Origin of the sequence: Saccharibacillus kuerlensis DSM 22868, assembly GCF_000378145.1 — a bacterium.
GTDB lineage: Bacteria > Bacillota > Bacilli > Paenibacillales > Paenibacillaceae > Saccharibacillus > Saccharibacillus kuerlensis.
On record NZ_KB899277.1, the window covers coordinates 56,450 to 79,991 of the forward strand.

Consider the following 23,542-nt stretch of genomic DNA (forward strand, 5'->3'; position numbering starts at 1 on the left):
ATGCATCCACTGAAAAATTTGCTGCTGTCATTTCTATCACACAAACAAAAAAAGAGCCAGAAGCGAATTCTGTCTCTTTTTTATATGTTTAATCATCAACTACTTAAGAATTTGCCGGCGTTTCGGAAGTCAACAAAATTTTATGCGACAGGTTAACCCGTCCTTGACCGTCGATTTCCGTAACTTTCACCTGCAGTTTGTCCCCGATCGCTACGACGTCTTCGACCTTGGCTACACGCTCGGCAGCAAGCTGCGAAATATGCACCAATCCGTCTTTGCCCGGCAAAAGCTCAACGAATGCGCCAAACTTCTCGATCCGTCTTACCGTACCTTCGTAGACTTCGCCGACAACCACTTCACGCACGATGCCCTGAATGATTTCGGAAGCTTTGTTGATCATATCTTCGTCGTTAGAAGCGATGAACACGCGGCCATCCTGCTCGATATCAATCTTGACGCCGGTTTCTTCGATGATCTTATTGATAATCTTACCGCCCGCTCCGATAACATCGCGAATCTTCTCCGGCTTGATGTTAATGATCATGATCTTCGGTGCGTATTTCGACATTTTCGTTCTCGGTTCTTGAATCGCCTGCAGCATTTGATCAAGGATATGAAGGCGTCCTTCACGAGCCTGCGTTAGCGCTTCGGCCAGGATTTCGCGGCTGATGCCGTCGATCTTGATATCCATCTGGATTGCGGTTACGCCGTCCTTGGTTCCCGCAACCTTAAAGTCCATATCGCCAAGGTGATCTTCCATGCCCTGGATGTCCGACAGGATAGATACATGCTCGCCATCTTTGATCAGACCCATCGCTACACCGGCCACCGGAGCTTTAAGCGGTACGCCTGCGTCCATCATAGCCAGCGTGCTGGCACAGATACTTGCCTGCGATGTAGAGCCGTTTGATTCCAGTACTTCGGAAACAAGGCGGATCGTATACGGGAATTCGGTTTCCGAAGGAAGAACCTTCATCAGCGCACGCTCGCCAAGTGCTCCGTGCCCGATTTCGCGGCGTCCCGGTGCTCGCAGCGGACGGGCTTCGCCTACGCTGAACGGCGGGAAGTTGTAATGGTGCATGAACCGCTTGGTTTCTTCCGGTGCAACGCCGTCAAGCATCTGTGCGTCGCCCAGTACGCCGAGTGTACAAATGCTGAGCGCCTGCGTTTGTCCGCGAGTAAACAGACCCGAACCGTGAACGCGCGGCAGCAGGGCCACATCGGAGCTGATCGGACGAATTTCGGCAAGACCGCGTCCGTCCGGACGCACTTTGTCATGCGTAATCAGGCGGCGTACTTCTTCTTTAACGATATCATGCAGGATTTCTTTAACGTCGTCCATTTTGTCCGGCGTCTCCAGATATTGTTCAGCGAAATGCGCAACGGTCTCCTCGTTGATCGCATCGATGGCATCCTGACGAGCATGCTTTTCGGCAATCCGTACTGCTTCTACCAGACGATCGCCAACGAATGCGCGGACAGCCGCACTTACTTCAGCGTCAACGGCATGCAGTTTCACTTCCATTTTCGGTTTGCCTGATTTCTCAACAAGCTGTTCAATAGAAGCTACGATTTCTTTGACCGCATCATGTCCAAACATAATAGCTTCCAACATGATTTCTTCCGGTACTTCGTTACCTTCCGCTTCGACCATCATAATCGCGTCTTTCGTACCGGCAACAACCAGATACAGGTCGCTGACTTCCTGCTGGGCAAGTGTCGGATTTACGACGAACTGACCTTCTACACGTCCAACGGCAACTCCGCCGATTGGTCCGTCAAATGGTACATCGGAGATGCTCAGCGCTGCGGATGTGCCGATCATCGCGGCGATTTGCGGTTCATTGTCCTGGTCCACGCTCATGACGATATTTTGAATTTGAACGTCGTTGCGGAAACCTTCAGGGAACAGCGGGCGAATCGGGCGGTCTGTCAACCGGGAAGACAGAATCGCTTTTTCGCTTGGGCGTCCTTCCCGTTTGATAAATCCTCCGGGAATTTTGCCTACAGCGTACATTCTTTCTTCGTAGTTAACAGTCAGCGGGAAAAAGTCAAGATCCTTTGGCTGTGTCGATGCGGTTACCGTGCACAGCACAACCGTTTCGCCGTAATGGACCATAACTGCCGCGTTCGCCTGTTTGGCCAAGCGGCCGGTCTTCAGCGTGAGGGTCCGTCCCCCCAGCTGCATTTCTACTTGCTGTTCCATGAAATTCCTCCTCGAATGTTCTTCGATCATTCTTAAGTATATAAAGATCACATGCTTATCCCTAAACAACATTCAGGGTAATCACGGTTACAAAAACAACCCGGCTGCTGCCGTCGGCTCCAAAAAAGACCATACGGTTCACAACCAGGCTGCTTGTGCAAGACTGTTTAGTTTTAGCGACGCAGACCGAGCTTTTCGATCAGGGCGCCGTAGCGCTTAACGTCTTTGTTTTTCAGGTAAGCCAGCAATCTGCGGCGTTGTCCGACCATTTGCAGAAGACCGCGACGCGAGTGGTTGTCTTTCTTGTGCGTACGCAGGTGGTCTGTCAAATTGTGGATGTTTTGCGTCAGGATAGCGACTTGAACTTCCGGAGATCCTGTATCGGACTCGTGAGTTCTGTGCTCTTCAATCAGCTGCTGTTTACGTTCTTGAGTCAATGCCATCCTATTCACCTCCTAATTCGTTATATAATCGCCGATAGCCTCGTAGCGGCTGGTGAAAGCCGACAACCAAGCCATGGTTAAGTTGCTTACGCGAACGTGAGCAACGTAATTCAGTATAACAAAGGTTCGCTAAAAAGTAAACTCTTCGTTTACTTGAAATTTATGGTCATCCCTTTAAGATTGCCCGCGCTTCTTCAGCATCTTTTGCAATCTGCGCAACCAGTTCGTCGATTCCCGAAAATTTACGTTCCGGACGGATAAAGCGCACGAAGTCCATCCATACTTTTTCGTCGTAAATACTGCGATCGAAATCGAACAAATGCGTTTCAAATGTCGGCTTGACCTTGCCATCGGTAAACGTCGGCTTGACGCCCACATTCATTACACCTTCGAAGATCTCGTCCTTTAGACCGAATCGAACGGCATATACACCCTTCGCCGGCAGCACGTATGGACCCGACGGAGCGACGTTCGCTGTTGGAAAACCGATAGTGCGCCCACGCTTATCACCGCCCACTACCGTTCCCCGTACCCGGTATGGACGCCCCAGCCATCGTTGTGCTTTCTCCGCATCACCAGCTTTGAGTGCGATGCGAATTCCCGAACTTCCGACTTTTTCTCCGTCCAGCAGAAACGCCGGGATTGTCTCGACCGCAATGCTGCCGCCGCTGAGCGGACCGATCGCTTCAGGAGTACCTTCCCCCATAAAGCCAAAGCGGAAGTCAAAACCGATTACAGCTGTCGCCACTTTCAAAGGCACCAACATTCCGTTTACAAAATCACTGGGCAGTACTTTGGAAAATGCCGATGTGAATTCGACTACGTACAAATAATCGATGCCCAACTGTTCAAGAATTTGCTCCTTGTCGCGCAGCGGCGTCAGATAACCTTCGTAGTCGCCTTTTCCCATAACTTCCTTCGGATGGGGATAGAACGTCAGCACCGCAACCGGCAGTCCTTGACTGCGTCCCAACTCGATTGCATGCTGAATGACGCTGACATGCCCGAGATGAAGACCATCGAACTGTCCGATAGCCACGATCTGGCGCTGGACGGGAATTTGATCTTCATTCCCGGTTAAAGGATAAGTTAGCGTTACCGTCTTCACTTTTCGATCACCTGCATTTCCGCCGGATCATCGTCCTCAACATCCGCCATCCTCCCCCTTCGCTGTACGCTTAGGGAAGGAAAACTTTAACCGGGACGACTTTGCCGGCTTCTTCATCCCATCTGTATATTCCGATAAACCGATCATCCGGAGCATATAATCTGAATTGACCGGCATAACCTTCTGCGGAAGGCGTAACGGCCCATGCCGCCAGTTTCTGCCCACGCAGCGCGTTCTCTAACCTGCTCTCGTCCACTGTATGTTCCGGCATATGCAAAGCGGCCTTGTCCGCGCGAATCAGAGCTGATTCCAGCGTACCGGCTTCTACCCTCTCCGCAATTTCTTCAAAGGTTAAGCACCGGTCGATTCCGATTCCTGCCGATAATGTACGCTCCAACTTCGCCATCGTCGATGGTACGCCCAGCTTGGCACCCAGATCAACACACAATGTACGGATATAAGTTCCTTTGGAACACAATACGCGCAGCGATACCTCAGGCTGATCGCCGTCCTCAAAACCTGTAATTTCCAGTTCATGAATGACAACTTCACGGGCTTTGCGTTCAACTGTCTTACCTTCTCTCGCCAGCTCATACAGCCGCTTGCCGTCGACTTTGATTGCGGAGTACATAGGCGGTGTCTGCATAATCGGACCAATAAAGTCTGATAGCACTCCCCGCACGTGTTTCTCCGTTATACCGGTCTTTGGCATCTCCTGAATCACGGTTCCGGTCAAATCTTCAGTATCCGTCGAAATCCCGAACTTAAGTACGGCTCGATATTCTTTCGGCATTTCCTGTAAATACTCGACCATCCGTGTGGCCCGCCCCAAACAAAGCGGAAGTACACCTGTTACGGACGGATCCAGCGTACCGGTATGACCGATACGTTTCATTTGCAGCAGCCTGCGGCATTTGGAGACGACATCGTGGGACGTCATTCCAGCCGGCTTGTGTACAGGCAGTACACCGTCAAAATCATTCATAGCGATTGTCTGATCCTTTCGAGAACAAGCTCGGTCACTTCCTCAAGCGAGCCTTCCAGCCGGCAGCCGGCAGCACGCACATGTCCGCCTCCGCCAAATTCAGCAGCGATCGCTGCTACATCCACTCTGCCGGCCGAACGCATGCTGGCCTTGACCGCCTTATCGTTAATTACCTTGAACAGGACGCCAACTTCAACACCCTGAATATTTCGCGGATAATTGACGATACCTTCCAAATCTTCGTTGGAAGCTTCTGCTTGAAGCATATGCTCCGGCGTCACATGAACCCATGCGACTTTTCCGTCGTCCGACATCCGCAGTGTACCAAGTGCCATCGTCAGCACATCGAACTGCGGTTTGGTCAGCTGCTCCAGAAGAGAGTCGGCCAGATCCGGACCATTGACCCCCAATTCCAGCAGATGTGAAGCAATCTGCATTACTTTGGGCGACGTACTGGAGTAACGGAAACCGCCTGTATCCGTTAAAATACCGGTATACAGCATTTCTGCAACGTCACGATCCCACCCTATTTCGAACGCTGCCAGCAAGTCATACAAAATCTCCGCTGTTGCAGCCGCATCCGACTTGATGAGCGTCTGTGTGCCATAACCGTTATTGGTTGGATGATGGTCGATATTCAGCATATTCGATTCCTTATCCATCCACTCCGAGACGAGACCTACGCGCTGAAAATCTGCACAGTCTACACAGATGACGTTACTGTAAGTTCGCGTACGTTCAGTTAAACTCATATTGAGAATCCGATCGGCTCCCTGCATATAAGTCATCCGCGGCGGGATAGGGCCTTCATTGATCATTGTGAAGGTTTTCCCTAAACGCGAGAGAAGCCAGCCCACCGCAAGGGTGGAACTGACTGCGTCTCCGTCGGGCTGTACATGCGCCACAACCAGGAAGTCATCGTGCATTTCGATAAATCGTCGGGCATCGATTAAATCCTGCTTATACGTCTGCATCGCCGTCTCCTTTATTGCTTTGCTTCTCTTTTCCCGGTTCGTCCGTCTTGATCTGCCCAAGCAGGCTTTCGATCTTGCTTCCATATTCAATCGACTGATCGATATGGAACAGCAGCTCCGGCGTATGCCGAAGGCGGATTCGTTTACCGATCTCGCTGCGCAGGAATCCTGTTGCTTTAGAAATACCTGCAAGCGACTTTTCTTTCTGCTCATCGTCGCCGAAGATACTCAAGTATACATTTGCTTGGGACAGGTCGCCCGTCACCTCTACATCGGTGACGGTAACAAACCCGATCCGGGGATCTTTCAGTTCGCTTTGGATCAGCTGACTGAGTTCCTTTTTGATTTCTTCCGCAACCCGGCCTACTCTAATCTTAGCCATTTGTCTTCACCCCATCTTTTAGCGTTCGACGGCTTCCATGACGAATGCCTCGATGATATCGCCTTCTTTGATGTCGTTGTAATCCAGCGTAATGCCGCACTCGTAACCCTGCGCGACTTCCTTGGCATCGTCTTTGAAGCGTTTGAGCGAGTCGATCTTACCTTCGTAAATAACGATACCGTCTCGAATCAGGCGTGCTTCCGCGTTACGAGCCATTTTACCCTGAATAACCATCGAACCAGCAATTACGCCGACTTTGCTGACCTTGAACGTGCTGCGAACTTCAGCTTGTCCGATAACCGTTTCTTTATAAACCGGATCGAGCATGCCCTTCATAGCTTGTTCGATTTCTTCGATTACGTTGTAAATAACGCGATGCAGACGAATATCAACTTTCTCCTGCTCTGCCGTAATCGAAGCCTGGTTATCCGGACGAACGTTGAAGCCGATTACGATAGCATTGGAAGCTGCCGCAAGAATAATATCGGATTCATTGATTGCGCCGGCACCGCTGTGGATGATCTTGACGCGAACGCCTTCGACTTCAATCTTCGCAAGCGATCCTTTAAGCGCTTCGACAGAACCCTGCACGTCGCCCTTGATGATTACGTTAAGATCTTTGATCTCGCCGTCTTTAATGTGCTTGAACAAGTCATCCAGTGTAACGCGGGTATTTGCTCCCATATCGGACTCGCGCTGCGTGATCGCGCGCTTGTCGGCAATGCTACGTGCTTTACGCTCGTCTTCGAATACCATGAACGGATCGCCTGCAAGAGGCACTTCCGTCAGACCCGTAATTTCAACCGGAGTCGATGGGCCGGCTTCCTTCAGACGACGTCCCTTATCGTTGACCATTGCGCGTACGCGGCCAAAGCAGTTACCTGCTACGAAGGCATCGCCAACTTTCAAAGTACCATGTTGAACGAGAATCCGAGCTACCGGTCCGCGGCCTTTGTCCAATTCGGCCTCGATGACCGTACCACGGGCACGCTTGTCCGGATTGGCTTTATAATCGTTAACTTCCGCAACGAGCAGAATCATCTCGAGCAGATCTTCAAGACCCATTCTTTGTTTGGCAGATACATTCACGAAAATCGTATCGCCGCCCCACTCTTCCGGTACCAGACCATATTCGGTCAGTTCCTGCTTGACGCGATCCGGATCAGAGCCCGGCTTGTCGATTTTGTTAACCGCTACAATGATCGGCAGATTAGCCGCTTTTGCATGGTTAACCGCTTCGACCGTCTGAGGCATAACGCCATCATCTGCTGCGACTACAATGATCGTCATATCGGTAACTTGCGCACCGCGGGCACGCATCGCTGTAAACGCTTCGTGACCCGGAGTGTCCAGGAACGAAATTTTCTTACCGTTAATTTCAACTTGATAAGCGCCGATATGTTGGGTAATACCACCAGCTTCGCCACCGGTTACATTTGTAGAACGAATAGCATCAAGCAGAGTTGTTTTACCATGATCGACGTGACCCATGATCGTTACAACCGGTGGGCGCGTCTTCAGATTGGCTTCGTCATCGACTTCTTCCATCGTTTCAAAACGATCGTCTTCGACCGGGATTTTGACTTCAACTTCTACACCGAAATCACCGGCAAGCAATTGGATAGTCTCGATATCCAATTCTTGGTTGATCGTCGCCATTACGCCAAGCATAATAAGCTTTTTGATTACTTCGGAAGCATCTTTATGAAGAAGTTTGGCCGTTTCGCCAACCGTCATTGTACCGCGTACAATAATTTTCTTCGGCGTATTATCGATTTTTTCTCTTGGCGGCTGTTGACTGCGACCGCCTCTGCCTCCGCGTCCGCCGTTATTGCTTCCACGGAATCCACCTTTACCGCCTTGGCCTCCACTGCGGCCGCCCGGACGTCCGCCTTGGCCGCTGCGATTACCGCCGCCGCTTCCGCCACCACGATTACCGCCCTGGCCTCCTTGGCCGCCTGTACGGCTGCCGCCGAAGCTGCTGTTCGAAGACGAAGTGCCACTGCTGCTGCGATTAGCTGTGCTGCTTCCGCCACTTCCTGCAGGACGCTGTCCGCCCTGGCTGGCGCTGCGAGTGCCGCTTTGAGTACCCTGACCGCTGCCGCTTGGGCGTTGGCCTTGTCCGCTTTGCTGCGGACGATTGCCGCCGCTGCTTTGCGGACGACTTTGTCCTCCTCCTACGGAAGAACTGCGGTTGCCCTGAGGACGGTTACCGCCTTGACTTTGCGACTGACTACTATTTGGGGTTTGAGTTTTATTATCCATACCTACCTGCTTTTCTTGTAATTTTTTTGGTTGACTATCGCCGTTCGATTGCGGCTTAATACTTGGAGATGCCGGCTTGGAGGCATTCGACTTGATTTTCTGAAAAAATTGCTCCACTTTGCCGATTGTCTCTGATTCCATCACACTCATGTGATTATTAACCGGTACATCGAGTTTCTTCAAAATGGTAATTATTTCTTTACTGCTCATGTCGAGCGACTTGGCGTATTCATAGACCCGAACTTTGTTCTCTGGTTTACTCAATATACTCCACCTCCGACGTTGTCCCCAGTTTCCTGCGGATCATGTCGGCAAATCCCTGGTCGGTTAGCGCGAGTACAAGCCTTTCCGGCTTACCAATACTGGCGCCGAGCTGCTCACGGTCATAACCGACAAGCAGAGGAATGCCGTACGAGCCGCATTTGTCGCGAAACTTTTTTTGGGTATTGGACGAGGCGTCGCCGGCCAAGACGACTAACTTGGCTTCACGCGACCGGATGGCTCTAAGGACCAACTCGTCTCCGGTAACCATCTTCCCGGCGCGCATGGCCAGCCCCAGTCCCGAAAGCTCATTATTCATCGTCTGTCTCTCTCTCCTGTAGTTCACGGAATTGTTGTTCCACCCGAATGAATTCCCGGGCAAGCTGTTCATAGATTTCGGCCGGCACCGGCTGCTTGAGCGCACGGTCAAGCGACTTGTTCTTCTGGGCAAGCCTGAAGCAGTCTGCATCCGCGCGCAGGTAAGCGCCTCTGCCGGATTTTTTGCCCGTAAGATCGATCTCAATTTGGCCTTCCGGTGTACGGACGACTCTGATCAATTCCTTTTTGGGCAGCATTTCTTGGCTCGCTACGCATTTGCGCAGCGGAACCTTTTTCTTTTTCATGTCTGGATCCCCCGCTTTTCCGAATCCGACGTTCAATCGAAGGACACGGAGTCCTGCGGCATTTCGCCGTCATACGTACGTTCTCTGCCGAATTCTTCTTCAGCTTGCGCTTCGCTCTTAATATCGATCTTCCATCCTGTCAGCTTCGCCGCAAGACGAGCGTTCTGGCCTTTGATGCCGATAGCGAGCGACAGCTGATAATCAGGCACGACAACACGAGCCATCTTCTCGGCTTCAAACACTTCGACCTCAAGTACTTTGGAAGGACTGAGCGCATTCGCCACATACTCTTCCACGCTTTCGGAATAATTTACGATATCGATCTTTTCACCGCGAAGCTCATTCACGATAGTTTGGACGCGTACACCTTTCGGGCCTACGCAGGATCCAACCGGATCGACTTCCGAATTGCGGGAGAAGACAGCGATCTTGGAGCGGAAACCCGCTTCGCGCGCTACCGACTTGATTTCGACGACACCGTCGAAAATTTCCGGCACTTCAAGTTCGAACAAACGCTTCAAAAGGCCTGGATGAGTCCGGGACAAAATAATTTGCGGTCCCTTCGTCGTGTTCTCCACTTTAGTAATGTAACCTTTGATCCGTTCGTTGTGCGCGAACTTTTCACCCGGCATCAGTTCGGTAAGCGGCAGAGCCGCTTCAATCTTGCCGAGATCGACATACAGGTTACGGGCATCCATACGCTGTACAGTTCCTGTTACAATATCCTCCGTCTTGTCGACGAAAGCATTGTAGATCAGACCGCGTTCCGCTTCGCGGATACGCTGCGTAACGACCTGCTTAGCCGTCTGCGCCGCGATACGGCCAAAGTCGCGTGGAGTCACTTCAATCTCCGCAATATCGTCGATCTGCAGGTGAGGGTTGATCTCCCGTGCACTTTCGAGCGAAATTTCGGTTCTTGGATCAAGGACTTCCTCCGCAACCAATTTGCGTGCATATACTTTGATTACCCCGGTATTGCGATTCATATCCACCCGCACGTTTTGAGCTGTATTGAAATTGCGCTTATAACTAGAGATCAGCGCCGCTTCAATGGCTTCGAAAAGCACCTCTTTGCTGATCCCCCTTTCACGCTCCAGCTCATTCAAAGCTTCAATAAAATCCGTACTCATTTGCCCAACGCTCCCCCTTCCAAGACTATCTATATTAGAAAATTATGGCCAGTCTGGCGCTGGCGACCTTATCATAAGGCACTGCCGCCTGTTTCTTGCCAATAGCGATTACAAGCTCGTCGCCCTCAAACGAAAGCAGTTTGCCTTCGAATTCCTTCGATCCGCCGATTGGCTCGTAAGTCGTAACGAAAACGTCTTTACCGACCGCTTTGCGAACATCATCCGCTTTCTTCAGCGGACGTTCGGCTCCAGGAGACGATACTTCCAGGAAATAGGCCTCTTCAATCGGGTCGTTTTCGTCCAGCTTCTGGCTCATGTACTCACTGATTTGCCCGCAGTCGTCGATGTCGATGCCGCCTTCTTTGTCTACGTAAATTCGCAAAAAATAGCTTCCGCCTTCTTTAACGTACTCCACGTCCACCAGCTCAAATCCATGTTCAGCCAGGTAAGGTTCGATCATCTGTTCTACGGTTGTTTTGATCTTCGGTGTGCTCAAGCATTCACCCTCCAAGCGTTGTCAGGTTCCGTCCGCATGGGCGGCGCAGAAGATTTAAGCCCAAAAGTAAAGAGTGGGTTGCCCCACTCTCTACGCAAAGGTCTATCTCCTACTGTGTCAAACTCCAATTTCCTCTAGTAATTATACCATAATCCCTCTATGGTGACAAGTATAGATGCTTTACAAACCATGTTCCAAGCCCGTCATTAGAACAATGAGAGCTGATTACTCTCCGGTAATCCGCGGAAGCAGCCCAGCTGACCGAGCAGTTCGATGATTGTTTTCGAAGCCTTTGACTTCTGTTGGAAATCTTCGATCGAGAGAAACTCGCCATGTTCGCGTGCGGCCGCAACACTGCGGGCTGCATTCTCTCCGAGTCCAGGGAGTGCACCGAACGGGAAGAGCAGACTGGTGCCGTCAACAATGAATTTGTTGGCATCGGAACGATACAGGTCGATCGACTTAAACGTGAAGCCTCTGGCCGTCATTTCAAGCGCCATCTCCAATATCGGCAGCATCGCTTTTTCTTTCGGCAGCGCTTGGAAACCTTTCTGTTCGATTTCGACAATTTTGCGCCCGATCGCTTCGTAGCCTTGGCAGAACAGTTCGATATCAAAGTCTGCTGCACGAACCGAGAAGTAAGTCGCATAATACTCAATCGGATGATACAGCTTGAAGTAAGCTGTCCGCACAGCCGAGATAACATAGGCCGCAGCGTGAGCTTTCGGGAACATGTACTGAATTTTCAGGCAGGAATCGATATACCAGTTCGGCACTTTGCAGCGCTTCATCTCGTCAATCCATTCCTGGGACAAGCCTTTGCCTTTTCGCACACTCTCCGTAATCTTGAACGCCAGCCCCGCATCCATGCCGGCCTTATAAATCAGGAACAGCATAATATCGTCACGACATCCGATTACAGTCTTGATGTTACAAGTACCGTTTTTGATCAACTGATCGGCGTTGCCCAGCCAAACTCCGGTACCGTGCGATAGTCCCGAGATCTGCAGCAGATCGGCAAAGCTGGATGGTTTTGCTTCAATCAGCATCTGGCGAACGAACTTCGTTCCCATCTCCGGTACGCCGTAAGTTGCGACCGGCGTACGAATCTGCTCTGGAGTAACGCCCAGTGCCTCCGTCGAGTTGAACATGCTCATTACTTTCGGATCGTTCATCGGAATGGTTGTCGGATCAACACCGGTAAGGTCCTGCAGCATCCGCATCATGGTCGGATCATCGTGTCCCAGAATATCGAGCTTTAGCAGGTTCTCGTCAAAAGCGTGATAATCGAAATGCGTCGTCTTCCACTCCGCATTCACATCGTCGGCCGGGTACTGCACCGGCGTAATGTCCTCGATCTCCATATAATCCGGCAGAACGACGATACCGCCCGGGTGCTGACCGGTACTCCGTTTAACGCCCGTACAACCGGAAGCCAGACGATTGAGTTCGGCAGAGCGCCAGCGTTTCTGATGTTCTTCCTCATATTTCTTCGCAAATCCGAACGCCGTTTTCTCTGCAACCGTACCGATCGTCCCGGCACGGAATACATTGTCAGGTCCGAACATAACTTTAGTGAAATTATGCGCTTCCGGCTGATATTCGCCCGAGAAGTTAAGATCGATATCGGGAACCTTGTCGCCTTTGAAGCCAAGGAAAGTCTCGAACGGAATATCGTGACCTTCGCCCAACATCGTCGATCCGCAATCTGGACATTCTTTATTGGGCAGGTCAAATCCGCTTCGTACGCTGCCGTCAAGGAACCATTCGCTGTGCTTGCATTCTTTATTGCGGCATATATAATGCGGAGGCAGCGGATTCACCTCGGAAATGCCAAGGAACATCGCGACAACGGACGAACCTACCGATCCCCGTGAACCTACAAGGTAACCGTCTTTGTTCGATTTTTTCACCAAACGTTCGGAAATCAGATAGTTGGCGGAGAAACCGTATTTGATGATCGGCTCCAATTCTTTTTCTAGACGTGCAATAATCACTTCCGGCAGCTCTTCGCCATACATGTCCTTTGCCGTACTGTAGCAGGTATCGCGAATTTCTTGATCGGCCCCTTCGATTACGGGAGTATACAGTTCCGAAGGGAACAGCTTGAGTTCCTCAAAGCGATCAGCCAACTCGGAAGTATTTGTCACTACGACTTCCTTGGCTTTTTCTTCGCCTAAGAATTTGAACTCTTCAAGCATTTCCTCTGTCGTACGCAGATGCGCGTCAGGCTTGTTCTGGTCCTTCAGCGGACTGAAACCGGTAATACCATGAATAGTAATATCTCTGTAAAGTTTGTCGCGGGGATCAAGATAATGCGCATTCCCTGTCGCTACAACCGGCTTATTCAATTTGTTTCCGATTTTGCATACTTTTTCGACTGCGATTTTCAATTCTTCCGCGCTTCCGACCAACCCTTTGTCTACCAGATGCATGTACATGGTCAGCGGCTGAATTTCCAAAATGTCGTAAAACTGCGCGATATCTTCTGCTTCTTCGACCGTTTTGTTCAGCACCGCTTCGAAAAATTCACCTTTTTCGCAGCCCGAAAGAATCAGCAGGCCTTCCCGCATTTTTTCCAACTTGGACTTCGGAATGCACGGCACTCGCTTGAAGTGTTCGGTATGCGATAACGAAACGAGCTTGTATAGGTTTTTTCGACCGACGTCATTAAGCGCATATATGCCGCAGTGGAAAGGACGCGAGTTTGACAAGTCCATACCGACAAAGTCATTCAAGCGGCTGAGATTTTTTAAATTCCGTTCCTTGACTGCTTCTTCGATCAGGCCGTTGAGAATGCCGCCCAACGCAATTGTATCGTCAATAGCGCGGTGATGGCTTTCAAGCGCGACTTTGTACTTGGTGGCCAGCGTATTCAGACGATGGTTTTTCATTGACGGATGCAGCAAACGTGCCAATTCCAATGTATCGAGTACAGGATTGGTCAGTTCTGGGAGATCGAATCCTTTCAATGTTGCCTGGATAAAGCCCATATCGAACCGTGCATTATGTGCGACCAGAACAGCGTCTCCCGCAAATTCCACAAATTCGCGAATAACGCTGTCGATTTCCGGCGCTCCCCGTACCATATCGTCGGTAATGTTTGTGAGCTGTTGGATGTGATAAGGAATCCGCTCATGAGGATCGACAAATGTCGAGTATCGTCCTGTCTCCTGCCCATCTTTCATTTTGACCGCCGCGATCTCGATGATCTTGTTTTGCGTAATCGACAGACCGGTAGTTTCAATATCGAATACCACATACTCAGCCGTTTTCAAGTCTTCATCACGCGGATTTTCCACAACGGCGACCGAATCGTTTACGACGTTGGCTTCAAGTCCGTAAATCATTTTAATTCCGTTCTTCTTAGCCGCTTTTGCAGCATCCGGATAACACTGTACCCCGCCATGGTCGGTTACCGCGATGGCTTTATGCCCCCATTTAGCCGCGCGCTTAACATATTCATCGATTGAGCAGACGGCGTCCATCGTACTCATTTTCGTATGCAGGTGAAATTCGACTCTCTTTTCTGAAGCGTTGTCCATCCGTATCGGTGGGGATTTGACTTCCATCAGATCCGAAGGGATCATGACCAATTCCGGAATCTGCATGAAACGGTCCAATTCGACGCGTCCTCGCGCTTTGACCCACTTGCCGTTTGCAAGCAGGCTCATCACTTTAAGATCTTCTTTATTTTTGGCAAACATCTTCATCTGAAGAGAATCGCTGTAATCGGTCAGGTAATAAGTAAACAAGGTACTGCCATTACGCAGTTCTTTGCTCTCCAACCCGAAAATAAGCCCCTGAATCGTAACTTTCTTTTCTTCGTCTTGAACATTCTGCAGCGGTACCGCATCGTCCCGAATGTCGTAACCGATCTGCAATTTGATATTTTCGTCTTCGTCACTGCCTTCGCCTGCACTGACTTCGGCATCGATCTCGGCCATCATTTTCTCGATCGCAGCAAGTTCTTCACGACGGCGCATTTCTTCAAACTCGGCTTTCGCAGCTTGAGCCGCATGTTCCCCTTCGCCGACATTCAATTTGACCTGCAGCTGAAGCCCGAAATACTTCTCATAAAAATCGGTCAGGGCGCGGTCTATGTTCCTTTTGCGTGCCATCTCCAAGGACATCGAATCGGCAAATGATACTGTAGTCAGTGTTCCTTCCGTTACCGCCTGAGCTCTTGCCATCCAACCGTTAACCGACGGAATTTCACGCTGCGCCCATTCGATAAACAGCTTCCAGTATTCGTTTACGATTTCGGCTTCCCTATTTTCCCCCGTATATTGAAAAAGGAAGCGGATCTTCGCAATGTGCTTGAGCCGTTCCTGAATCTGCAAACAAAACGTCCGGTAAACCTGCGCCGGCACAAGCGAATCTTTGACAACTATAATCTTCCAGTCACGGTTCGAGCGGCTGATTTCCACCCGGTCGATATATCCGTCGTTAAAATAAGGGTCTGCTGCGCTGGCCGGCATCTCTGCCTGCTTCATCAGCAGCTCAAGCCGCTGCCTGCGCTCCGCCGTCTCACTCATCGTCTGTCCCCCTTTGTGTCTTAGAAAAGAGAAGAGCTTCCGCGACAGGCTGTAATCTTCGCCTCGCCGCCGGAAGCTTCATTCCGAGCCTGCATCATCCGGTTGTCCGGCCCTGCAGGCCCGGTACTGCAAATCCCCTTGTGAGGAGGAAATTATACTGGTTTTCGATTAATCTGCTTTATCCGTTAATGATGCGCAAAATATCGTTATACGTTACAGCGATCATTAGCAGGAAAATCAGTCCGAAGCCGACAAAGTGGACAATCCCTTCTTTGTTCGGATCGATGGGGCGTCTTCGTACCGCTTCGATTCCGAGGAAGATCAGTCGACTTCCGTCCAGCATCGGAATCGGCAGCAGATTGAAAATACCGAGGTTGATACTTACAAAAGCCGTCCACAGAATCATCTGGTCGATACCCTGACTGGCAATCTGTCCCGTCGCCTGCAGTGTACCGACTGGGCCGGCCAGCTGATTAATGTCGAAACGTTCGAACACCAGTCGACGCAGCGCATCAAGAATAGCTGTGCTGCCGCTTTTGAAAGATTCCCCCGCAAACTGGAAAGTCTCGGTAAACGAAGCGCTTCGTTTGAGCTGACTCAGCGCAATGCCTACCTGCAGCACTTCGCGGCCATCTTCCGTCTTAACCAGTTTCGGCGTGACCGGAATTTGCAGCGCTTCGCCGCCTCGCTGTACAGACATATTCACCGCTTCGCCGCCGGAGGCATTGACCAGTTCTGTTACTTTGGTCAGGCTGCCACTTACCGGCTGTCCGTCTATTGTTTGCACGATATCGCCTTTTTGCAGTCCGGCAGAAGCCGCCGGTGTACCGGCTACAACATCGGCCACTTTCACTCCTGCCGCATTTTCGTCCGGCACTCCCGCAACCTGCACGTAAATCAGGAACAGAACGAAAGCCAAAATGAAGTTCATCAGCGGTCCTGCAAAAATCGCAAGCGCTCGCTTGCCTACGCTCTTGCTGCGGAACTGTCGATCTTTTGGCGCTACTTGAAGCTCCTGACCGCGCGTTACAATATCGGCTTTACGATCAACATCAAGATGTTGGGTTTCGCCATCGACATTAAGGCGGAGCTGCATCCGCTCTTCAATGTCGATCCATTCGATCTCGCCGATGACTACATTGCGACGAGTATCCAGACGGTCAAGATAAATTTTCTTGACGACTCCTTCATCGGACAAACGAACTGCAATGGTTTGTCCCGGTTGGATCGGGTCCAGCTCCGGATCTTCGCCAGCCATTCTCGCATAGCCACCGAGCGGCAGCATACGCAGGGTGAACATCGTTTCATCTCGTTTATAAGAAAACAGCTTAGGACCGAAGCCGATCGCAAATTCACGGACTAGAATACCCGCTCGTTTGGCAAAATAATAGTGTCCCCATTCGTGCACCGTAACGACAACAAAAAACATCAATACGGTCAGCACAACGATCTGAAGTGTCATCATATATGGTCTGATCCTCCCTGTTCGTGAAGCCCCAAATAGGCGGAGCAAGAATTCCATCCGGAAGAAGACCGGCAGAATAAGTCAAGCAGACAATCCAATACGACAACCGTCATTCGGCTGCAATTCGTCTGGCCCAAGCATCGGCTTCACGAATCGTTTCCAAATCCGGATTCATTTCCGCCTTATGACGACCCACCACCTGCGCCAGTATATCTTCAATCTGCAAAAACGAAATCTCACGACGTAAGAAACGTGCTACAGCGACCTCGTTTGCCGCATTGAATACGGTTGGTGCGGTACCACCTATTTTACCACATTCGTAAGCCATTCTTAAACAAGGGAAACGGTCAAAATCCATTTCCCGGAAATTCAGCTTTCCGATCTGGGCAAGCGATAAACGATTGGCTTGAAGCGGAATGCGATCGGGGTAAGTCAGTGCATATTGGATAGGAACCCGCATATCGGGATTGCCGAGCTGAGCAATAATGCTTGTATCTTCAAACTCCACGAATGAATGAATAATACTTTCGGGATGCAGAAGCACACCAATTTTATCGTAAGAGAGCCCGAACAACCAATGTGCTTCGATGACTTCAAGACCTTTATTGACCATTGTTGCCGAATCAATCGTGATTTTGGCTCCCATGGACCAGTTAGGATGTTTGAGTGCGTCTTCCACTGTAACACTCTCCAATTCCTGTCGGCTTAAATGACGAAACGAACCGCCCGAAGCGGTAAGCGTGATGCCAAGCAGACGATCCTTGGGTTCACCGTTTAGACATTGAAAGATTGCCGAATGCTCGCTGTCTACAGGAAGAATCGATACGTTTTTCCGTTCGGCACGGCTCATCACGAGGTGTCCTGCCGTTACAAGTGTCTCTTTGTTCGCCAGAGCAATGGTTTTACCTTCATCAATCGCAGCCAAGGTCGCCGGTAGTCCCATACTGCCGGTCACGGCTGTAACCAACGTGTCAGCATCTGTACCGGCAGCAATTTCGATTAGTCCTTCTTCCCCATAAAAAACTTGTGTTCCAGCGGGCACTTCGGTCTTAAGCGTTTCTGCAGCTTCCCGTGTCGCTACCGATACCTTTGAAGGTTTGAACAGTCGGACTTGCTCCAGAAGCAGCGCAGTATTGGTGCCAGCTGCCAAAGCTTCAATCCGGAAGCGTTCGGGATGTTCCGCAGCTACCTGCAGCGTTTGAGTACCAATGGAACCCGTCGAACCGAGCAGTGCTATTTTTTTAATCATTTCGGTTTCCCCTTTCCGTTCCCTTGCATTCCCTTTATCGACCTAACATTGTATATCTATTCCGGCCTAGTAAGGAAGCAAAAATAGTATATGTACGAAAGGGAATACGGCAAGCCAACTGTCGCACCGATCAAGTATGCCTCCATGTCCAGGAAGAATACTGCCAGAATCTTTAATTCCGTACATTCTCTTATAGGCGGACTGGACCAGGTCACCCATCTGTCCAATAACGGAAGAAGCCAAACCGATCAGTATGGCGCGCTGTGGAGTCAGCAGTTCGGGGGCTGCCAGTGAAATTCCAAAAGCAATAAGAATAGCAATCAAAACACCACCGACAGCTCCCTCAATGGTCTTATTTGGACTGATTGCCGGCCATAATTTATTTTTACCAAACGCTTTTCCTACAAAATATGCACCGGCATCGCTGCCCCAAATGCTCAGCAGCAGAAGGAATGTCCAGAATAGCCCTTGCCCATCGGGAGTGTCCCGGGAAATTGCAATATAATAAAAACCCAAGCCGACATACACCGCGCCAAGCAGCAGCAGCGATGCCTGCCTGATATTGATTTCGTTTTTGGTGAGCACTGTCATACACAGCAGCAGCAGCAAGACCAGCCAGATGGCATGCTGAGGAGGGATCGGAAACTCCAAATCCCATACCTGCCAGGGAAAAGTTAAATAGGCTACACCTGCATAACCGATCCAAGCCTCCGCATGAAACGGAGCCCCCGTGCTCATTTTTGCAAACTCATAATAGCCGACAAGCGCCATCAACATAATCAATGCCGGATACCATAACCCGCCGACAAGGCATAATCCCAAGAACAACCCTCCAGCTACAACGCCGGTTACAATTCGCTGTTTCACCGTCTCATCCTCCGTCCGGGCGACGCCGCTATTTCAAGCCACCGTACCTGCGTGTGCGACGCTGGTATTCGGCTACCGCTTCTCTCAGATGTTCTCTACTGAACTCCGGCCAATAGGCGTCCGTAAACCACAATTCGCTATAAGCGATCTGCCACAGCATAAAGTTACTGATGCGAAGTTCACCGCTTGTACGAATCAGAAGATCCGGGTCGGGCATGTCGCCGCTCTGCAGATGGGCAGAAATCATTTCTTGGTCGATGTCTTCTGCACGAATTCTTCCTGCTTCAACACTTCTGGCGATTTCTCTTATCCCTTCAACCAACTCGCGCCGTGCACCATAGTTCAGCGCAAAGTTCAGCACCAGACCCGTATTGTCTTGAGTACGACGGGTCGCTTCCCGCATCGCCTTCAATGTGTGTTCAGGCAAATTTTCCATATTGCCCATCATGCGAACCTGCACGTTTTTAGCAATCAGCTCTTCAAGCTCCAGCGCCAAGAACTCCTGGGGCAGACGCATGAGGAAGTCGACTTCTTCTTTGGGCCTGCTCCAATTTTCTGTGGAAAAGGCATATAAAGTTAAATAGCGGACTCCCAGTTCGTCTGCAGCAATTGTTGCACGCTTGACCGCCTTCATCCCGCTCTGGTGACCGACAATCCGCGGCATGCCGAGTTTCTTGGCCCATCGACCGTTACCATCCATAATGATGGCGATATGCTGCGGCACGTTCTCCGCCGACGGTTCGGCCGGTCCGGACATCTGCTCGCGCTCTTTAGGACCGATCCATGAGCGAAACCGATTTATCATGTCTTCTCCTCCATGCTTCAGCTCCCGCGGATGTCCCTAAAAAAGACACAACCCCACCTGGAACGGAGGGGTCGCGGGGTCTTAAACTTCCATAATTTCTTTTTCTTTTGCAGCGATCACTTTGTCGACTTCCGCGATATATTTATCCGTAAGCTTCTGGATATCTTCCTGATGGCCACGGGATTCGTCTTCGGAGATTTCGCCTTTTTCTTTCTTCTTAATGTCATCGTTGGCATCGCGGCGAATGTTTCGAATCGCTACTTTGCCTTCTTCTCCGAATTTTTTCGTCAGTTTGACAAGTTCACCGCGGCGCTCTTCCGTCAGTGCCGGAATCACAAGACGAATCGCGTTACCGTCGTTGGACGGCGTCAAACCAAGATCCGACTTTTGAATAGCGCGTTCGATTTCGTTTAACGACGATTTGTCCCACGGTTGAATCATCAGTGTCCGGGAATCCGGCGTATTGATGTTCGCAAGCTGATTGAGCGGAGTCGGAGCTCCGTAATATTCGACTTGAATTCGGTCGAGCAGAGCCGGTACTGCGCGTCCGGCGCGCAGCGTACTCAGATCGCGCTGAAGCGACTGGATGGCTTTGCCCATGCGTTCTTCCGCGTTTTGTTTTACGCTTTGAGGCATTAATCTACACTCCCTTTGACGATCGTTCCGATCTTTTCACCGAGAACGACTCTTTTGATATTGCCTTTTTCGGTAATGGCAAATACAATCAGCGGAATATTGTTGTCCATGCACAATGAAGAAGCGGTGGAGTCCATCACGCCCAAATTGCGATTCAGCACTTCCATATAAGTGAGCTGTTCGAATTTTTCGGCAGTACTGTCGACGAACGGGTCGGCCGAGTATACGCCATCCACTTTATTTTTAGCCATCAGGATTACTTCCGCTTCAATTTCCGCAGCGCGCAGCGCAGCAGTCGTATCGGTCGAGAAGAATGGATTGCCCGTGCCTGCGGCAAAGATCACGACACGGCCTTTTTCCAGATGTCGAATCGCTCTACGGCGAATGTAAGGCTCGGCAATCTGCTGCATGGCGATTGACGTCTGCACACGGGTTGGCACACCGATCGATTCCAATGCGTCCTGAAGTGCTAACGAGTTCATGACTGTTGCCAGCATTCCCATATAGTCTGCAGTTGAACGATCGATTCCGCTGGCGCTGCCGGCGATTCCCCGCCAAATATTCCCGCCGCCGCAAACGACCGCAACTTCCACGCCCAGTTCCACGACTTCCTTAATTTGTTCGGCGATATCCGCAATAGTCAATCCGTCGATTCCGAATCCGTTCTGTCCCGCAAGCGACTCTCCGCTAACTTTGAGTACCACTCGCTTAAATGCAGGCTGCATCAATTTACCCTCCGCTTTTTTCCGCTGCCTGAGTATGAGGAGAACCCTGGTTAAAAAAGAAGGAACACCAAGTGTTCCCCCCTACACAGAAGCTGTGATTGTCTTTAGTTACTGATGAAAATTATTTTACTTGAGCCATAACTTCTTCAACGAAGTTGTCGACTTTTTTCTCCAGGCCTTCACCCAGTTCGAAACGTGCAAAACGACGGATCGAGATGTTTTCGCCAATTGTGCTGATTTTTTCGTTCAGCAGCTGCGAAATAGTCTTGTCCGGATCTTTAACGAAGGATTGCTCCAGCAGGCAGTACTCTTCATAGTACTTGTTAACGCGGCCTTCAACCATTTTTTCAACGATCTTTTCTGGTTTGCCTTCGTTCAATGCTTGAGCTTTCAAAATTTCTTTTTCTTTCTCGATAACGTCAGCCGGTACTTCTTCGCGGCGAACATACAGCGGGTTTGCAGCAGCGATGTGCATAGCGATGTCGCGTGCAAAGTTTTTGAACTGGTCAGTTTTACCAACGAAGTCTGTTTCGCAGTTGATTTCAACCAGAACGCCGATTCGGCCTCCTGCATGGATGTAAGATTCAACTGTACCTTCAGTAGCAGCACGGCCGGCTTTGTTTGCTGCTGCAGACAGGCCTTTTTCACGCAGTACGTCTACCGCTTTGGCGATATCGCCATTTGTTTCTTCAAGCGCTTTTTTGCAATCAAGCATACCTGCGCCTGTTCTTTCACGAAGTTCTTTTACTGCACTCGCATTTACTGCCATTGTGGATTCCCTCCAGGATTAAGTATTAGTTTTGGATCTTTATCCCTAAAAAAAGGGCGGTTAAGAGGCTATTCACCACCAACCACCCTCTTTTTTTCAACTCTGCATGGTTAGGCACCGTTACCGGTAGAGCCAAACTTATGCAGTCGTTTGTTCGCCTTGGTTCGCTTCGATAACAGCATCAGCCATTTTACCAGTCAGCAATTTAACGGCACGGATCGCGTCGTCGTTGCCTGGGATAACATAGTCGATTTCGTCCGGATCGCAGTTTGTATCAACGATACCTACGATCGGAATGTTCAGCTTGCGTGCTTCAGCAACCGCGATACGCTCTTTGCGTGGGTCGATGATGAACAGCGCGCTAGGCAGCTTCTTCATGTTCTTGATGCCACCTAGGAATTTCTCCAGACGATCTTTTTCTTTGCGAAGCAAGATAACTTCTTTCTTAGGCAGCACTTCGAAAGTGCCGTCCTCTTCCCAAAGTTCCAGCTTCTTCAAACGGTCGATCCGCTTTTGGATCGTTTGGAAGTTGGTCAGCGTACCGCCGAGCCAACGCTGGTTGATGAAGTACATGCCGCAGCGTTCCGCTTCGTCTTTCACGGAATCCTGAGCTTGTTTTTTAGTACCTACAAACAGGATCGTACCGCCTTCGCCAGCCAGGCTTTTAACGAAGTTATACGCTTCGTCAACCTTCTTAACTGTCTTTTGCAAGTCGATGATGTAGATACCGTTTCTTTCTGTAAAAATGTAACGATCCATCTTCGGATTCCAACGACGTGTTTGGTGTCCGAAGTGTACGCCAGCTTCGAGAAGCTGTTTCATGGAGATAACTGCCATTCTCCATACACCTCCTAATGGTTTTTGTATGATGTCCCTCCGCCGAAATCATTTCCTGTGGAGACTCCGCCCTGGGCGAAGCACCTTCCGCAGAATTAATCAGCGTGTGTTTTAACACCGTTGTCTAGTTTATCATAAATACTATGCTTTCGCAATCCTAGACAAGCATTATTTTGCATATTTGACTGGAACCGTTCTTCACGAAATATCTGAACATAAAAATAAGAATGGAAACTCTTAATTTTGAATAACTTTGAAGATATTGTTGAAATGGACGAGACATACTTGCTGTACTCAGAAAAGGGAGAAAGAAAATTTAAATATAGAAAACCTTGGAAATGTGCTAGTTCGGCCAAAAAGCGTGGTATTAATAATGAATAAGGATGTACAGTCGTTCCGAGAGACCATGACAAAATGATTGTTTCACAAGTAAAGTGTATATTCAAGTTACATTTGCAGTTCACAATTCATAGATCACCTAAAGTTATCACCAATTCCCAGGAGGTGTAATATGAGTGTTAATGTCAGTAATAAATGTCCAATTTGCGATAAAGAAATGAAGAAAGGTTATATACAAAGTGGAACAAGGCTTGCATGGGTTCCGAAGGTTTCAAAATTGAGTGTTGAACCAAGCCTTAACAAGGATTCAGTTTTGTTGTCTGAACAAAGTCGTTTCTCTATCAATTATGTTGATGCTTATCTTTGTGAAAATTGTAAAAAAGTGCTCATTGATTATTCTGATAATGAAGACTGAAAAAGAAAAAAGCTGCAAATTCCG

Annotated in this window: 21 protein-coding genes and 1 pseudogene; 2 read left to right on the forward strand and 20 right to left on the reverse strand. The window is 49.9% G+C overall.

From position 1 onward, the window contains the following. Window positions 1-103: 103 nt before the first annotated feature. From pnp to rpsB, 20 genes are all read right to left on the reverse strand, one after another. The gene (gene pnp, locus F456_RS0100240; protein WP_018974982.1) at window positions 104-2,206 is read right to left on the reverse strand and encodes a polyribonucleotide nucleotidyltransferase; all 2,103 of its coding nucleotides are present in this window, start codon (window positions 2,204-2,206) and stop codon (window positions 104-106) included. A gap of 173 nt (window positions 2,207-2,379) precedes the next feature. Continuing rightward, window positions 2,380-2,649 (reverse strand): 30S ribosomal protein S15, encoded by a 270-nt coding sequence (gene rpsO / locus F456_RS0100245; protein ID WP_018974983.1) that lies wholly within the window; start codon window positions 2,647-2,649, stop codon window positions 2,380-2,382. Window positions 2,650-2,815: 166 nt separating this feature from the next. Further along, window positions 2,816-3,757, reverse strand: coding sequence for a bifunctional riboflavin kinase/FAD synthetase (locus F456_RS0100250; RefSeq protein ID WP_018974984.1), 942 nt, complete (start codon window positions 3,755-3,757; stop codon window positions 2,816-2,818). A gap of 70 nt (window positions 3,758-3,827) precedes the next feature. Continuing rightward, window positions 3,828-4,742, reverse strand: a complete 915-nt coding sequence (gene truB / locus F456_RS0100255) for a tRNA pseudouridine(55) synthase TruB (RefSeq protein WP_018974985.1) — start codon at window positions 4,740-4,742, stop codon at window positions 3,828-3,830. Next, the gene (locus tag F456_RS0100260; protein WP_018974986.1) at window positions 4,739-5,716 is read right to left on the reverse strand and encodes a DHH family phosphoesterase; all 978 of its coding nucleotides are present in this window, start codon (window positions 5,714-5,716) and stop codon (window positions 4,739-4,741) included. Before F456_RS0100260 ends, truB begins: the two co-directional genes overlap by 4 nt. Continuing rightward, entirely contained in the window at window positions 5,703-6,098 is a 396-nt protein-coding gene (gene rbfA, locus F456_RS0100265) for a 30S ribosome-binding factor RbfA (RefSeq protein ID WP_018974987.1), read from the reverse strand. The genes F456_RS0100260 and rbfA overlap by 14 nt, the downstream gene beginning before the upstream one ends. A gap of 18 nt (window positions 6,099-6,116) precedes the next feature. Further along, window positions 6,117-8,627, reverse strand: a complete 2,511-nt coding sequence (infB, locus tag F456_RS0100270) for a translation initiation factor IF-2 (protein WP_018974988.1) — start codon at window positions 8,625-8,627, stop codon at window positions 6,117-6,119. Further along, window positions 8,620-8,943, reverse strand: a complete 324-nt coding sequence (locus F456_RS0100275; RefSeq protein ID WP_018974989.1) for a L7Ae/L30e/S12e/Gadd45 family ribosomal protein — start codon at window positions 8,941-8,943, stop codon at window positions 8,620-8,622. Before F456_RS0100275 ends, infB begins: the two co-directional genes overlap by 8 nt. Further along, window positions 8,936-9,247 carry an RNase P modulator RnpM gene (rnpM, locus tag F456_RS0100280; RefSeq protein ID WP_018974990.1) on the reverse strand — a complete coding sequence of 104 codons (312 nt, stop codon included), beginning with the start codon at window positions 9,245-9,247 and terminating at the stop codon, window positions 8,936-8,938. Before rnpM ends, F456_RS0100275 begins: the two co-directional genes overlap by 8 nt. A 32-nt stretch (window positions 9,248-9,279) precedes the next feature. Then, complete coding sequence (gene nusA / locus F456_RS0100285) at window positions 9,280-10,377, reverse strand: transcription termination factor NusA (protein WP_018974991.1); 1,098 nt, start codon at window positions 10,375-10,377, stop codon at window positions 9,280-9,282. 34 nt (window positions 10,378-10,411) lie between these two features. Then, window positions 10,412-10,873 carry a ribosome maturation factor RimP gene (rimP, locus tag F456_RS0100290; protein WP_018974992.1) on the reverse strand — a complete coding sequence of 154 codons (462 nt, stop codon included), beginning with the start codon at window positions 10,871-10,873 and terminating at the stop codon, window positions 10,412-10,414. Between the two features lie 206 nt (window positions 10,874-11,079). Next, entirely contained in the window at window positions 11,080-15,411 is a 4,332-nt protein-coding gene (locus F456_RS0100295) for a PolC-type DNA polymerase III (RefSeq protein WP_018974993.1), read from the reverse strand. Window positions 15,412-15,589: 178 nt separating this feature from the next. Continuing rightward, window positions 15,590-16,876: an RIP metalloprotease RseP gene (rseP, locus tag F456_RS0100300; protein WP_018974994.1), complete on the reverse strand. Its 1,287-nt coding sequence runs from the start codon at window positions 16,874-16,876 to the stop codon at window positions 15,590-15,592. 109 nt (window positions 16,877-16,985) lie between these two features. Continuing rightward, window positions 16,986-18,122 carry a 1-deoxy-D-xylulose-5-phosphate reductoisomerase gene (locus F456_RS0100305; protein WP_026293553.1) on the reverse strand — a complete coding sequence of 379 codons (1,137 nt, stop codon included), beginning with the start codon at window positions 18,120-18,122 and terminating at the stop codon, window positions 16,986-16,988. Window positions 18,123-18,191: 69 nt separating this feature from the next. Then, on the reverse strand, window positions 18,192-18,992 hold the full coding sequence (locus tag F456_RS0100310; RefSeq protein WP_018974996.1) for a phosphatidate cytidylyltransferase: 801 nt from the start codon (window positions 18,990-18,992) through the stop codon (window positions 18,192-18,194). A 28-nt stretch (window positions 18,993-19,020) separates the two neighbouring features. After that, window positions 19,021-19,797 carry an undecaprenyl pyrophosphate synthase gene (locus F456_RS0100315; protein WP_018974997.1) on the reverse strand — a complete coding sequence of 259 codons (777 nt, stop codon included), beginning with the start codon at window positions 19,795-19,797 and terminating at the stop codon, window positions 19,021-19,023. 81 nt (window positions 19,798-19,878) lie between these two features. Next, the gene (frr, locus tag F456_RS0100320) at window positions 19,879-20,433 is read right to left on the reverse strand and encodes a ribosome recycling factor (protein ID WP_018974998.1); all 555 of its coding nucleotides are present in this window, start codon (window positions 20,431-20,433) and stop codon (window positions 19,879-19,881) included. After that, the gene (gene pyrH, locus F456_RS0100325) at window positions 20,433-21,161 is read right to left on the reverse strand and encodes a UMP kinase (protein WP_026293554.1); all 729 of its coding nucleotides are present in this window, start codon (window positions 21,159-21,161) and stop codon (window positions 20,433-20,435) included. Before pyrH ends, frr begins: the two co-directional genes overlap by 1 nt. 118 nt (window positions 21,162-21,279) lie before the next feature. Next, window positions 21,280-21,927, reverse strand: a complete 648-nt coding sequence (tsf, locus tag F456_RS0100330) for a translation elongation factor Ts (RefSeq protein WP_018975000.1) — start codon at window positions 21,925-21,927, stop codon at window positions 21,280-21,282. A 138-nt stretch (window positions 21,928-22,065) separates the two neighbouring features. Further along, the gene (gene rpsB / locus F456_RS0100335) at window positions 22,066-22,764 is read right to left on the reverse strand and encodes a 30S ribosomal protein S2 (protein ID WP_018975001.1); all 699 of its coding nucleotides are present in this window, start codon (window positions 22,762-22,764) and stop codon (window positions 22,066-22,068) included. 246 nt (window positions 22,765-23,010) lie between these two features. Between rpsB and F456_RS24710 the strand changes: the two are divergent. Together F456_RS24710 and F456_RS0100340 are read left to right on the forward strand one after the other, a co-directional pair. Further along, window positions 23,011-23,142 (forward strand): annotated as a pseudogene (locus F456_RS24710) (IS1595 family transposase); the annotation flags it as partial. 133 nt (window positions 23,143-23,275) lie between these two features. Next, window positions 23,276-23,518: a PF20097 family protein gene (locus F456_RS0100340; RefSeq protein WP_018975002.1), complete on the forward strand. Its 243-nt coding sequence runs from the start codon at window positions 23,276-23,278 to the stop codon at window positions 23,516-23,518. Window positions 23,519-23,542 lie beyond the last annotated feature (24 nt).